This is a genomic window from Atopobium sp., from assembly GCF_034113385.1.
Lineage (GTDB): Bacteria > Actinomycetota > Coriobacteriia > Coriobacteriales > Atopobiaceae > Atopobium.
On the sequence record NZ_JAXEXL010000015.1, the window covers coordinates 49,848 to 63,103 of the forward strand.

At 49.5% G+C, this 13,256-nt stretch carries 12 protein-coding genes and 5 tRNA genes; 16 read left to right on the forward strand and 1 reads right to left on the reverse strand.

Translation table 11 applies throughout. From position 1 onward, the window contains the following. Positions 1-71: 71 nt before the first annotated feature. The 7 genes from SPD80_RS05240 (at position 72) to SPD80_RS05270 (ending at position 8,207) form a co-directional block, all read left to right on the forward strand. Positions 72-2,672 carry an ATP-dependent Clp protease ATP-binding subunit gene (locus SPD80_RS05240; protein ID WP_320828815.1) on the forward strand — a complete coding sequence of 867 codons (2,601 nt, stop codon included), beginning with the start codon at positions 72-74 and terminating at the stop codon, positions 2,670-2,672. 70 nt (positions 2,673-2,742) lie between these two features. Continuing rightward, entirely contained in the window at positions 2,743-3,804 is a 1,062-nt protein-coding gene (disA, locus tag SPD80_RS05245) for a DNA integrity scanning diadenylate cyclase DisA (protein ID WP_320605420.1), read from the forward strand. 2 nt (positions 3,805-3,806) lie between these two features. Then, positions 3,807-4,616, forward strand: coding sequence for a 2-C-methyl-D-erythritol 4-phosphate cytidylyltransferase (ispD, locus tag SPD80_RS05250; RefSeq protein ID WP_320828816.1), 810 nt, complete (start codon positions 3,807-3,809; stop codon positions 4,614-4,616). Further along, positions 4,616-5,092: a 2-C-methyl-D-erythritol 2,4-cyclodiphosphate synthase gene (gene ispF / locus SPD80_RS05255; protein WP_320605416.1), complete on the forward strand. Its 477-nt coding sequence runs from the start codon at positions 4,616-4,618 to the stop codon at positions 5,090-5,092. Before ispD ends, ispF begins: the two co-directional genes overlap by 1 nt. Before the next feature lie 80 nt (positions 5,093-5,172). Next, positions 5,173-6,666 (forward strand): cysteine--tRNA ligase, encoded by a 1,494-nt coding sequence (gene cysS, locus SPD80_RS05260; protein WP_320828818.1) that lies wholly within the window; start codon positions 5,173-5,175, stop codon positions 6,664-6,666. Next, positions 6,659-7,669: a 23S rRNA (guanosine(2251)-2'-O)-methyltransferase RlmB gene (gene rlmB, locus SPD80_RS05265; RefSeq protein WP_320828819.1), complete on the forward strand. Its 1,011-nt coding sequence runs from the start codon at positions 6,659-6,661 to the stop codon at positions 7,667-7,669. Before cysS ends, rlmB begins: the two co-directional genes overlap by 8 nt. Further along, on the forward strand, positions 7,662-8,207 hold the full coding sequence (locus SPD80_RS05270; RefSeq protein ID WP_320828820.1) for an NYN domain-containing protein: 546 nt from the start codon (positions 7,662-7,664) through the stop codon (positions 8,205-8,207). Before rlmB ends, SPD80_RS05270 begins: the two co-directional genes overlap by 8 nt. Positions 8,208-8,247: 40 nt before the next feature. Here SPD80_RS05270 and SPD80_RS05275 read toward each other — a convergent pair whose 3' ends face one another. After that, a complete protein-coding gene (locus SPD80_RS05275) occupies positions 8,248-9,573 on the reverse strand; it encodes an ATP-binding protein (protein WP_320828821.1) in 1,326 nt (441 codons plus the stop codon). A gap of 344 nt (positions 9,574-9,917) precedes the next feature. On the opposite strand from SPD80_RS05275, the gene SPD80_RS05280 reads away from it, so the two are divergent. The 9 genes from SPD80_RS05280 (at position 9,918) to nusG (ending at position 13,163) form a co-directional block, all read left to right on the forward strand. Further along, positions 9,918-9,992 (forward strand) — tRNA-Thr (locus SPD80_RS05280). A 199-nt stretch (positions 9,993-10,191) separates the two neighbouring features. Continuing rightward, positions 10,192-10,275, forward strand: a tRNA-Tyr gene (locus SPD80_RS05285). Between the two features lies 1 nt (position 10,276). Continuing rightward, positions 10,277-10,352, forward strand: a tRNA-Thr gene (locus SPD80_RS05290). 20 nt (positions 10,353-10,372) lie between these two features. Next, positions 10,373-10,449, forward strand: a tRNA-Met gene (locus SPD80_RS05295). Positions 10,450-10,541: 92 nt separating this feature from the next. After that, positions 10,542-11,732 (forward strand): elongation factor Tu, encoded by a 1,191-nt coding sequence (tuf, locus tag SPD80_RS05300; RefSeq protein ID WP_320604080.1) that lies wholly within the window; start codon positions 10,542-10,544, stop codon positions 11,730-11,732. 210 nt (positions 11,733-11,942) lie between these two features. Then, positions 11,943-12,092 (forward strand): 50S ribosomal protein L33, encoded by a 150-nt coding sequence (gene rpmG, locus SPD80_RS05305; RefSeq protein WP_084522258.1) that lies wholly within the window; start codon positions 11,943-11,945, stop codon positions 12,090-12,092. 11 nt (positions 12,093-12,103) lie between these two features. After that, positions 12,104-12,179, forward strand: a tRNA-Trp gene (locus tag SPD80_RS05310). 76 nt (positions 12,180-12,255) lie between these two features. Then, the gene (gene secE, locus SPD80_RS05315) at positions 12,256-12,621 is read left to right on the forward strand and encodes a preprotein translocase subunit SecE (RefSeq protein ID WP_320604078.1); all 366 of its coding nucleotides are present in this window, start codon (positions 12,256-12,258) and stop codon (positions 12,619-12,621) included. 2 nt (positions 12,622-12,623) lie between these two features. Beyond that, on the forward strand, positions 12,624-13,163 hold the full coding sequence (nusG, locus tag SPD80_RS05320; protein ID WP_320604077.1) for a transcription termination/antitermination protein NusG: 540 nt from the start codon (positions 12,624-12,626) through the stop codon (positions 13,161-13,163). Positions 13,164-13,256: the final 93 nt, after the last annotated feature.

Consider the following 13,256-nt stretch of genomic DNA (forward strand, 5'->3'; position numbering starts at 1 on the left):
CAACATACGGGGTACACAACAAAGCAGAAAATCAGGTCATTGCATGCAATGGCAGGAAGGGGTTATCCCATATGTTCGAGAAGTTTACTGATAAAGCCAAGAAAGTCATGTCGCTGGCACAAGATGAGGCGCGTGGTCTGGGGCAGATGTATGTAGGTACCGAGCATTTGCTCTTGGCTCTTATCAAAGAGGGTGACGGAATTGCTGCTCAGGCTCTGGATAAGCTTGAGATTACGTATGAGGAAGCGTTAGCAACCATCAAGGAACTATCTAAGTCGGAAGAAAAAGAAGTTCCAGGTGGCCACATTCCCTTTACGCCGCGCACAAAGCGTGTGTTAGAAAACGCCTACCGCGAGACCATGCTGCATGGTCAAACGTATATTTCTACCGAGCACTTGCTGCTTGGTATTGTGCGCGAGGGCAACGGGAGCGCTATGACTGCGCTGGCTCGATTGGGTGTCTCGGCAGATGCTGTTCGCAATGCCGTTAATGACCTCATCGATAAAAGCCCGGAGTCAACTCGTCCTACGGCGCAAGTGCGCATGGGCAGTGATTCCATGATGATGGGCTCTCAGCCTGGTGAGGGTTCCATGCTGGAAGAGTATGGCCGCAACCTTACGCAGTATGCGCGTGACGGTAAGCTTGACCCTGTGGTTGGTCGCGATCGCGAGATTGAGCGCGTTATGCAAATCTTGGCACGTCGTCAGAAAAACAACCCGCTTATCCTGGGGGACCCCGGCGTGGGCAAGACGGCTATTGCAGAGGGCTTAGCACAGCTTATTGCTAACAATGAGGTACCTGATGTGTTGCGCGATAAGCAAATTTGGACCTTAGATGTAGCTGCGCTTGTAGCTGGCTCTAAGTATCGCGGCGAGTTTGAAGAGCGCCTCAAAAAGGTTGTTTCTGAGGTCAGCGAGTCTGGCAATGATATTTTGTTTATAGATGAGATGCATACCATTATTGGTGCTGGTTCTGCCGAGGGTTCCATCGACGCGGCATCCATCCTTAAGCCCCCGCTGTCTCGCGGTGAAATCCAAGTTATTGGTGCAACAACAGCAGAAGAGTATCGCAAGCATATCGAGAAAGACTCTGCGCTTGAACGTCGTTTCCAGCCCGTTATGGTGGGTGAGCCTTCTATTGAGGATGCCATTGAGATTATCCGTGGTCTGCAAGACCGGTATGAGAAGCACCATCATGTGCGCTTCTCGGACGGCGCTATTGCCGCTGCAGTTACGTTAGCAGATCGCTATATTCAAGACCGCTTCTTGCCAGATAAAGCCATCGATGTTATTGATGAGGCGGGCGCTCGCACGCGCATCCATACCATCAAGACACCAGATTCTATTGTAGAAGCGCAAAACCAGCTCAAAGAGGTTACTGCCAAAAAATCTGAGGCTGCCTCTGCTCAGGAGTTTGAGGAGGCGGCTCGCTTGCGCGATCAAGAGCGTGAACTTACGGCTCATCTTGAGGACTTAGAAAAAGCGTGGCGAGAAGAGCTCGATGCAACGATTGTAGATATTACCGAGGATGATATTGCCGATGTTGTAAGCAGCATTTCTCATGTGCCCGTTTCTACACTTACCGAGACTGAAGCTTCTAAGCTGCTCCGCTCTGAAGAGGTACTCCATCAGCGCGTTATTGGTCAAGATGAGGCGGTAACTGCGGTATCTAAGGCAATTCGTCGCAGTCGTTCGCCGCTTAAAGACCCACGCAGACCTGGTGGTTCATTTATCTTCTTGGGCCCTTCAGGTGTGGGCAAGACCGAGCTTGCAAAGTCGCTTGCAGAGTTTTTGTTTGGCAGCCAAGATGCGCTTATCAGCTTTGATATGTCTGAGTTTATGGAAAAGCACAGTGTGTCTAAGTTGGTTGGTGCTCCTCCAGGATATGTTGGGTATGACGAGGCGGGCGAGCTTACTAAGGCAGTGCGTCGTCGTCCGTATTCTGTCATCCTTTTTGATGAGATTGAGAAGGCCCATCCCGACGTGTTCAACGTCTTGTTACAGATTTTGGATGAAGGACGTCTGACTGATGGACAGGGTCGTAAGGTAGATTTTTCCAACACGGTAGTTATTATGACGTCCAACATTGGTGCCCGTGAGATTGCCACCACCACAACTATGGGCTTTAGCGCCGCTGGTTCCAATGGTCTGTCCGACAAGGAAATCAATTCCCGCGTGATGAGCGAGCTTAAAAAGCTCTTCCGTCCCGAGTTCCTTAATCGTGTGGATGAGATTGTGGTGTTTAAATCTCTTACGACCGAGCAGCTGCGTGGCATCGTGGATCTTATGGTCATTGACTTGCGCGACCGCATGATTAAAAACGGTATGTCTATTGAGCTGACCGATGCCGCTCGTGATCTTATTGCTAAGGAAGGAACGGACCCCATTTATGGCGCACGTCCTTTGCGCCGTGCTATTCAAACCATGATTGAGGACCAACTGGCAGAAGAATTGCTCCAAGCTAAGTGGAAACCAGGTGATGTTATCTTAGTAGACTCTGATGGCGAGAAGCTCACGTTTACCCGCACGGAAGGTACTATTCCACAGCTTTCTAAGCGTGTGCATATGGAGCTTCCGAGTGCGCGTAACAGCTGGTCTGCTAGTGCACCTGCGGCCTCTAAGCCAGCAGGCTCTGGCACAAGTGGTTCGGGTTTATCGGCAGCCAGCGAGTAGTATAGGTGCAACTATCTGTCACAATTGACAGTTGTATACAGTTTGATAGCGGTAAAGTGAAGGAGCGATTATGGATACACCTTTGGATTCTGCAGCTGAAGTTTCCCTAGATGAGGCAATTCGCCTTACTGCTCCTGGAACAGCACTGCGGCATTCATTAGACATGATAATTGCAGCTAACTTAGGTGCTCTTATCTGTGTGGGTGATTCTGATCGCGTATTGGCTGCGGGCAATGATGGCTTTCCGCTTAATATTTCTTTTACAGCTAACCGTCTGTTTGAGCTATCTAAAATGGACGGTGCCATTGTTATTGACCGTGACCTTACGCAAATCATGCGCGCTAACTTTCACTTGAACCCAGATTCCTCGTTGCCTACAACAGAGACGGGTATGCGCCACCGTACGGCTGCCCGCATGAGCTTGCTTACCGATGCCATGGTTATCTCGGTGTCTGAACGCCGTCAGGTGGTTAATATTTACGTTAACGGTCAGTCGTATCAAATTCGTACCGTAGCTGAGCTTATGACGCGCGTCAGCCAACTTTTGGCCACGCTGCAAACCACGCGCCAAACACTTGATCGCAGTCTTTTGCGCTTGACCTCACTTGAGCTGGATAACTATGTAACATTGGGCGATATTGCCAGCATTTATAGCCAGTTTGAGCTTTTAAGTGCTACAGATCAAAATCTGCAAGACATTATTGCGCAGCTTGGTGTGGAAGGACGTACGGTAGAAATGCAGCGCATGCAGCTTGTGGGTGACATGGACCATGAATACAGCCTCATGATTCGTGATTATGCCAGTCGCTCCACCGTGGAAGAGGCGCAAAACATTCGTGCGCAATTCCAAGCTCTGGCAGCCAAAAACGAGCTGGATATCAAAAACATTGCATCTGTGTTGGGGTATGAGGACCGCAAGGAAGATAGCGTTATGGTTCCGCTGGGCTTGCGTACTCTGTCTCGTATTTCCGTGGTGCGTGAAGGCATGGCCGATAAAATCGTGGATGAGTATGGTTCACTTCAGGAGTTGTTGGATGACATTCAACAAAATCCTGAGCGTTTGGATGAGATTGGCATTCGTAACTCGGTTATCTTGGCAGATAGCCTTCTTAAAATGCATGGAAGGCGATAAGGGTGAAGTGCACTTTGGAAAAGCAAGCGACAGACTTGCTGTTTGCCTCCACCACGCAAGTACAACCTGAGTTTCTTGATGAGCTTCATACTGCTCCAGACACCTGTGCCATTATTGCTGCCGGTGGTTCTGGGGTTCGTTTTGGGGATCCGCGCGGAAAACAGTTTGTAAATCTTTGTGGCTTGCCTCTTATTAGCTGGTCTATTCTTGCTTTTGATGAGGCGCCTTCTATCTCTTCCATTGTTATCGTATGTGCAACAGACCGTATGGATGAGATGCGCTCACAGACGGTGGATATTCTCACCTTGCATAAGCCTGTATACTTTGCCGCCGCGGGTGCAACGCGCCAAGAATCATGCTATGCAGGTTTGCTGCGTGCTCCACAAACAGCACGCTATGTAGCCATTCATGATTCTGCGCGTCCTCTTATTACGCCTGAGGGCATAGAGGATACGATTGCTCGTGTGAGGGCTGGTGCAGATGGAGCATTGCTGGCACATCCTGCAACAGACACGCTTAAAATTGTTGCAAAGGGTATGGTTGAGCAAACACCTGATCGCTCTTGCTATTGGTATGCGCAAACACCGCAGGTATTTGGTCGTGAGGCAATTCTTGCGGCACACAAGCACGCGCGTATGCATGCTGTTGTGGCTACGGACGATGCTTCGCTCATGGAGCAGCTTGGAGCACGGGTGGAAGTAGTGTCTACGCCAGCTGCTAACATAAAAGTCACGGTTCCCGAGGATCTTATTCTTGCAGAAGCCGTACTCCTTGATCGTTTTGCTCAAGCTGCAACAGGTGGTGAAGTATAGTGCTGCGTATCGGCCACGGTTATGATGTGCACCAACTTGTTTCCGACCGCGCCCTTGTTTTGGGTGGGGTAACTGTTCCACACTCCATGGGGCTTCTCGGCCATTCAGATGCAGATGTGCTTACCCATGCGTTGGCAGATGCCATTTTGGGTGCGTTGCGTGAGGGAGATATTGGTAAGCTGTTTCCAGACACTAATCCTGCCTACAAAGGAGTCAGTTCGTTGGAGTTGTTGCGCAAAGTGGTAACGCTCATGCGTTCGCATGGATTTGAGCTGGTAGATTGTGACTGTACGATTGTGGCTCAGGCACCAAAATTGGCACCGCATAGGGAGGAAATGCGATGTAACTTGGCCAGCGCAATGGATGTTCCTGTGGATTGTGTAGGCATTAAGGCAACCACTACCGAGAAGCTCGGATTTGTTGGACAGGAGCAGGGCATTGCAGCATGGGCCGTTGCACTTTTGCAAAAGCAGTAAAAGCAGTAGCTCACAATCAGGTCAGCCAGCAACAAACAACGTGTCCAACGTAGTAAGCACAGCATAACCAAGGAGAAGGCATGCTTGTATATAACAGTCAGCATCATAAAAAAGAAGAGCTTATCCCCATTGAGCCTGGAAAAATCCGTATGTATGTGTGCGGCCCAACCGTGTATGACCACATACATATTGGCAATGCACGCACGTTTTTGTCGTTTGATGTTATTCGTCGTTACCTACAGTACAAAGGCTTTGACGTAACCATGGCTCAAAACCTTACGGATGTGGACGATAAAATCATCAATCGTGCTCATGAGGAAGGTCGCAGTTCCGCAGAGGTAGCAGAAGAATATTCCAATGCCTTTATTGACATCATGCATAGGTTTGGTGTAGAAGACCCCGATATTCGTCCTCGCGCAACGCAAGAAATTGAAGCTATGCAAGACATGATTCTTACGCTTATACAGAAGGGTCATGCATATGTGGCTGCTAACGGTGATGTGTATTTCTCTGTGCGCTCTGACAAAAACTATGGTGTTCTTTCCGGTCGTGAATTAGACCAGCTTCGTGCAGGCGAGCGTGTGGAGGTTAACGAGGATAAACGCGATCCCTTTGACTTTGCGCTGTGGAAATCTGCAAAGCCTGGTGAGCCGAGCTGGCCAAGCCCTTGGGGAGAAGGTCGTCCTGGTTGGCATACTGAGTGCTGCGCTATGATTCATCGCTATTTAGGCACGCCTATTGATATTCACGGTGGCGGGCAAGACTTGGTATTTCCTCACCACGAGAATGAAACCGCTCAGGCCATGTGTGCGTGGGATGCGCCGCTGGCACATGCGTGGATGCATACGGGTATGTTGCGTGTGGATGGCGAGAAGATGTCTAAGTCTTTGGGTAACTTTTACACGCTTAAGGAAGTGTTAGACAAGTATCCTGCAGATGCTGTGCGTCTGCTTATGTTGCAAACTCACTATCGTGCTCCTTTGGATTTCTCGTTTAGCCGCCTTGATGGAACGCTGGGCACGCTTGAGCGTTTACGTGGCTGCGTGCGCAACCTTATGTGGGCAGCTCAAAACTCTGCCCAACCCACGCGTGAGCTTACAAACTCGGATACTAGTTTGGCAGCGGCTGTGGCACAGGCTCGGACAGACTTTGTAGCTCAGATGGATGATGACTTCAACACCGCTGGTGGCTTAGCTGCAATCTTTACGCTTACTACTGCGGCAAATACGTATCTAGATCAACATATGGGCAGCGTTGTGGCTTCTGTGGCTACCGATGCAGCAAATACGCTGGTAGAGCTGCTTGATGTACTGGGCATTAACCTATCTGAGTCCATACACAATGAGCTACCAGCAGAACTTATTACACTGTCCGCTTCGCTTGCTAACTATGCTGGCACATCTACGGACGAGGCAGCGCAAGCTCTTCTTAACGCCCGCCAGCAGGCTCGTGCCGAGAAAAACTGGGCGCTTGCAGACTCCATCCGCGATGCCATTGCCGAGCTTGGACTCACCATCGAGGATACCGCTGCAGGTCCTCGCCTTACGGTAAAAGGACGTGCTGCTCGTGGCTAAACCAAATTCGTCCAAGCGCACCAGCGCCTCTCGCGCTGGCGCTAGCGCTCGTCCCAGCTCGCGCTTAGGCAATCCTGCGCGCGGCAAGGGTCGTAGCAGTAAGTTCTTGCAAGACCAAGCTCACCACCAGCAACAATCCCAGCGTGCTAGGCGCTCCAACACCACGGGGCGTGCTCAGCGTTCTGCTCGTGGCGTAGCACATGATACATCTCAACTTTACGACCTTATCGAGGGTCGACGCGCCTGTGTAGAAGCATTGGATACGGGCTTGCCCATTGCAAAGGCTTTGGTTGTATCTGGGGCCAGCTCTCGCAATGCTACACAAGATGCTTCCCTTAAAGAGCTGGTAGACCGCTTATCTGCTGCTGGTATTCCCATAGAAGAGGTGCCTCGTGCAGTTTTGGATAGCATGTCTTCCCACGGCGCTCACCAAGGAATTATGCTGCGTACGCGTCCGTTTCAGTATGCGGAGCTTGGCGCCCTTATTGAGCGAGCAAGTAGCAGCAATGAGCTTATTGTGGTACTCGATCACGTAACCGATGAAGGTAACTTTGGTGCCATTGTCCGGAGTGCAGAAGTTGTTGGCGCTGCAGGTGTGGTTATTGCAAAGGCACGCGCTGCTCGCGTAAGTACTGCTGCTTATAAAACGTCTGCTGGTGCGGTGCTTCATGTACCTATTGCACAAGTTTCCAATTTGGCTTCTGCGCTTGATGAGCTTAAAAAGGCTGGTTTTTGGGTTGTTGGTTCTACGGAGCATGCTCAACAAAGTGTCTGGGAGTCTCCTATGAGCGGTCGCTTGGCTCTTGTTATGGGTTCAGAAGGCAAAGGCATTTCCCAGCTAGTGCTCAAAAAGTGTGATTTTATGTGCAAGTTACCTCAACGTGGTCTCGTTGAGTCTCTTAACGTTGCTCAGGCAACAACAGTTATGTGCTACGAGTGGCTGCGCCAAACTACTGCAACTGAGCCTCAAATAACCAAGACTCATGGTGGGGCACATGAGTAACAAGCGCCTTGAACTTTTGGTGGTAGATGGCTATAACGTCATCTTTAAAACACCGCGCTACACTGACCTTATAGACACGCCACCTACAAAATCGCTCTCGGCAGATCCCTTTGACCGCGCGCGTGAGCTGCTCATTTCTGATGTTGCTGCGTACGCTCAACGCCGTTTTACGCCGGTCATTGTATTTGATGGCTCTGGTAATGTGAACCCGGATCGTCCCAACCTTGTGCGTGCGGGAGTGCAGCTCATTTTTTCCAAGACAGGGGAGAGTGCAGATACCGTTATTGAGCGCTTGGTGGTGCAGTGCCGCCTTGAGCAACGTGATGTAACCGTGGTAACTTCCGATAGCACCATTAGGGCTACGGTTGGTGGTATTCCCGTTACCCGCATTTCCAGCACCGCTCTTATTAGTGATGTACATACAAATGAGGCAGACTCACGCCAAGCCATGGCTGACCAAGGACATACGCGCTTGACCGTTGCGGATCGTCTTGACCAAGCAACTATCGAGAAGCTCAATAAGCTGCTGGGGAAATAAAGGCCACGCAAGCAGCTCAAAAACAGTTCTTTAAAACTTCCTATAAAGATTCCGCGGCATACAAAGGAAGGTTTTTCATCCATCCTTGGTCTTTGTAATGAGCAAGAGAAAAGCGTATGCAGTGAGTAAGACCATACTTTTTTGCAAAGTATGCAAGGCTCTTGCTGGTAACATTAGCTGCAGACTTTACTTCAAGAGGAACAACCTCTCCGTTACACTCACAAATAAAATCAACTTCAGCTTTGTTTTGCTTTCCGTCCGCCGACCAATAGGCAGGCCGTTTTTTTGAGGCTGTGAGTTGCTGGCAGACAAATTGTTCACTGTATACACCCTTAGCATGGGTGAAAAGTGCGTCTCCATCAAAAAGAGTTTTTTCATTAAGGTGTAATGCTGCACCCAAAAGACCAATATCAAGAAGATAGAGCTTAAAATTGCTGGAGTCTTCATAGGCGGATAAGGGAATCCCTGGCTTTGTAATTTTATTAACCTTTGTTACAAGGCCAGCATCCGTAAGCCAGCTAATGGCATCTTTATAATCACGCCCGCGACCACCAGGACGCACTTGAGAATACATAAACTTGTTACTGCCATTCTCTCGAGCAATTTGTAGAGGAACCGAGCGCCAAGTTTCTCGTATGTGCTCTGTCTCAAGCGGCGAAGATACATGCTTTGAAAAGTCATGCTCATAGTCAATAAGCAGGGCATCTTGGATTTGACGTGCTTCGCTCAATAACCCTGTGGAGATATAGGCTTGTACTGCTGCCGGCATGCCTCCCACATATAAATAGCTACGAAGCGCATCTTCAAAAGATTCGCTCATGGCATGCATAAGTTCATAATCCTTCTGAATAATCAAATCTGCCAAGCTATCCTTACCTAAGGCTCGAAGAAACTCCGAGAAAGTCATAGGGAAAAGGTCAAGATAGTTTACTTTTCCAACAGGCCATGAAATACGAGTAGCGCTGTCTGCATTGTTTTCTCTGTTAAGAGCTACTCCTAACAATGATCCTGCGGCAATAACAGGTATCTGAGGCGTTTGCTCACAAAGCATCTTGAGTGATGTGATGGCGCGTGGGCATTCTTGTATTTCATCAAGAAAAAGAAGAGTTTCTCCGTCAAAGAGGTTTGTGTTGGTATAGGCGCCTAAGGCAGTAAGAATACGCTTTGGCTCTAACGATCCCGAGAAAAGCTGTTGGATTGTCTGGTTATCAAGAAAGTTAATGGAAGCAAAATGCTTAAAATCCTGCCGAGCAAACTCCTCTACAAGCCATGTTTTTCCAACCTGGCGCGCGCCTCTAATGATTAGTGGCTTGCGATGTGCCGAAGCACGCCAGGTTTTAAGCTTTTTAAGTGCGTATCTTTGCACGAGAGAGCTCCATCCATAAGTGATTTCTTGCCTATCTAGTATAGCAAAACCTTCGGAATCAGCCAAAATTGGTTACTTCCGACATCGGAATCAGCCAAAAATGGCTATTTCCGACATCGGAAATAGCCAATACAGGAACGAAAAAAGCCATTGTCTACACCGTAGGCGAACTTGAGGCGCCGCAAGACTCTGTTCAGATGACGTTAGTAAGAACTTGGCAAACAACCTAGTAAGCAATCACATAGAGCTGTTTTTAAAGGCAAACGTGGAAATATAGAAGTTCTTCTCGCCAGACGAATAAAGATACGCTATTATTACTCACGCACAGTTTGTGCAAGCAGTTTGCTGGTGTAGCTCAATGGTAGAGCCCTGGTTTTGTAAACCAGTTGTTGTAGGTTCGATCCCTATCACCAGCTCCAGGCAAAACACAGAGCCTTTAGCATAGTTCTAAAGGCTCTGTTTTTATGTCTGCCACGCACGCATTTTATCTGCAATTGTGCAGGAAACGTGACAAGGTAACGCCCGGCTGGGTGGTATGTATTGACAACCCCTCTATTCGGTCGTAATATTGCCTCCGCTTGCAAGGTTTATTTTTAAGCAAGTAGCTTGAAAATATATGGGGATATGGCACAGCGGCAACTGCGGCGGACTGTAAATCCGCTCCCTCTGGGTTCCTTGGTTCGAGTCCAAGTATCCCCACCATGCCCGTGTAGCTCAGTAGGTAGAGCACTTCGTTGGTAACGAAGAGGTCACCGGTTCAAATCCGGTCGCGGGCTCCATCTTTTCAAGCAACCGCCATGCCGGCGTAGCTCAGCTGGTTAGAGCACACGGCTCATACCCGTGATGTCACTGGTTCGAATCCAGTCGCCGGTACCATGAATTCTTGCGGCCCTCCTGGGCCGTTTGGAATATATAAGCAAGTTATTCGCTGGATAGCCCATAAAGCTAGTTCCAAGAGGAGGATGGCAATGGCCAAGGAGAAGTTTGATCGTTCCAAGCCACACGTAAACATTGGTACCATTGGTCACGTAGACCACGGTAAGACCACTCTTACCGCAGCAATCACCAAGGTTCTCTCCGAGACCGAGGGTTGCCATGCAGACTACACTGCTTTCGAGAACATCGATAAGGCTCCCGAAGAGCGTCAGCGTGGTATTACCATTTCTGTAGCTCACGTAGAGTATGAAACCTGGGAGCGCCATTACGCTCACGTAGACTGCCCTGGTCACGCTGACTACGTAAAGAACATGATTTCCGGTGCTGCACAGATGGACGGTGCTATTCTGGTAATCGCTGCTACCGATGGTCCTATGGCTCAGACCCGCGAGCACATTCTTCTTGCTCGTCAGGTAGGCGTACCTTACATCATCGTCTTCCTTAACAAGTGCGACATGGTAGACGACGAGGAGCTTATTGACCTCGTAGAGATGGAGACTCGTGACCTTCTCTCTGAGTATGACTTCCCCGGTGATGATCTTCCTATCGTTCGTGGTTCCGCTCTTGGCGCCCTCAACGGTGAGGAGAAGTGGGTTGAGTCTGTCGTAGAGCTTATGCGTCAGGTAGATTCTTACATCCCCACCCCAGCTCGTGATAACGAGAAGCCCTTCTTGATGGCTATTGAGGATGTTATGACCATTTCTGGTCGTGGTACCGTTGCTACTGGTCGTGTAGAGCGCGGTCAGCTTAAGCTGAACGAGCCCGTCGAGATTGTTGGCATCAAGGATACCCAGAGCTCCGTCTGCACTGGCATCGAGATGTTCCGTAAGACTATGGACTTCTGCGAGGCTGGCGACAACGTAGGTCTGTTGCTCCGCGGCATTAAGCGCGAGGATGTTGAGCGCGGTCAGGTACTCTGCAAGCCCGGTTCTGTAACTCCTCACAAGAAGTTCACCGGTGAGATTTACGTACTGACCAAGGAAGAGGGCGGCCGTCACACCCCATTCTTCAATGGCTATCGTCCTCAGTTCTACTTCCGCACCACTGACGTAACCGGCTCCATCGAGCTCCCCGAGGGCGTAGAGATGGCTATGCCTGGTGACCACGTTACCATTAACGCTGAGCTTCTTTACCCCATCGCTATGGAGGAGGGCCTGCGCTTCGCTATCCGCGAGGGTGGCCACACCGTAGGTGATGGTCGTGTAGCTACCATCGTTGAGTAAACGACTGAGCTGACGTAATCTGACCCGGCGTCTTCGCAAGAGGGCGTCGGGTTTCTTTTCTCTATTGGCTTTACCACTTGTTTTGATTGTTTTGTCAAGGATACGTACAAGATGTCTTATGGCTTGACAAGATGGGAAGCAAGATGGTAACGTATCCCACCGCGTATAACTGAGAAACACTCTCAGTTATTTGGGTAACTGGGAGGTTTCATGCGTACTATGGTCACCCTCGCATGCACCGAGTGCAAGCGTAGGAATTACACCACAGATAAGAACAAGAGCAACAACCCCGAGCGTATGGAGTTGAAGAAGTATTGCCCTTGGTGCCACAAGCACACTGTTCATAAGGAAACCCGCTAGGTTTTTCTAATACGCCAGTAGTTCAATTGGTAGAGCATCGGTCTCCAAAACCGAGTGTTGAGGGTTCGAGTCCTTCCTGGCGTGCCAGCTAATACACCGGCCCGTCCCTTACCGGGCGGGCTGGTTTTATGAGATAGGGTCATATACCCGAAGGGATGAGTTCATGGCGAACAAGGAGCGCAATAAGAGGAGTGCCCGTAAGGCTCGTGCACAAGAGCGTGCCGAGCGTGAGGCTATCCAGGCTGATGCCGCTTCCGATTCCCAAACCAAGGTAGCTGCTAAGGCTGAGGTAACGAAGGCAGAATCAAAGGCCAAGGCAAACAAGCGCCCTGGCTTTATCAGGCGTTCGCTTGGTTGGTTTGGTGATGTCCGTACGGAGATGCACAGGGTTACATGGCCTACTAAGCCAGAGCTTAAGAATTACACCGTTGGTGTATTTGCAATGCTGATTGTATTTGGTATCGCAATTTGGGCAGTTGACTTAGGCATTGTTGCACTTCTCTCCGCATACGCAGGTTTGGGGGCATAGTAATGGCTAAGCGTTGGTATGTTATTCATACCTATTCTGGTTACGAGAATAAGGTTAAGGCAGATCTTGAGCATCGTATTGAGACCTTTGGTTTGGAAAATGTTGTTGTAGACATTCAAATTCCTACCGAGGAAGTAACCGAGCTCAAAGAGGGCGGCAAGCGTGAAACCAAGGAAACCAAGGTATTCCCTGGCTATGTGCTTGTTCGCATGGAGATTGATGATAACTCCTGGGCTGTTGTCCGTAACACGCCTGGCGTAACGGGTTTTGTAGGCATAGATGGTAAGCCTACGCCTCTTTCTCGTGATGAGTTTAACAAGATTATGCGTCGCTCCAATAAGAGTGCAGATGCTCCTCGTCCTACCTCTACCGATCTTGAGGTTGGGCAGTCCATCCGCGTTGTTTCTGGCGCACTTGCAGACTTTGATGGCACCATTTCTGAGATTATGCTCGCATCGGGTAAAGTCAAGGTTATGCTTGCAATCTTTGGTCGTGAGACACCAGTTGAGCTTGATATAGATAAGGTAGCGGCAATTAACTAGCTATTCCACCTCTTGCTTCTTTCGGTGAGGAATGCTTCTGAAGCAAGGGCGTATATAGAATTATGTACAGGTAACTAAGGTAACTAACGGTAT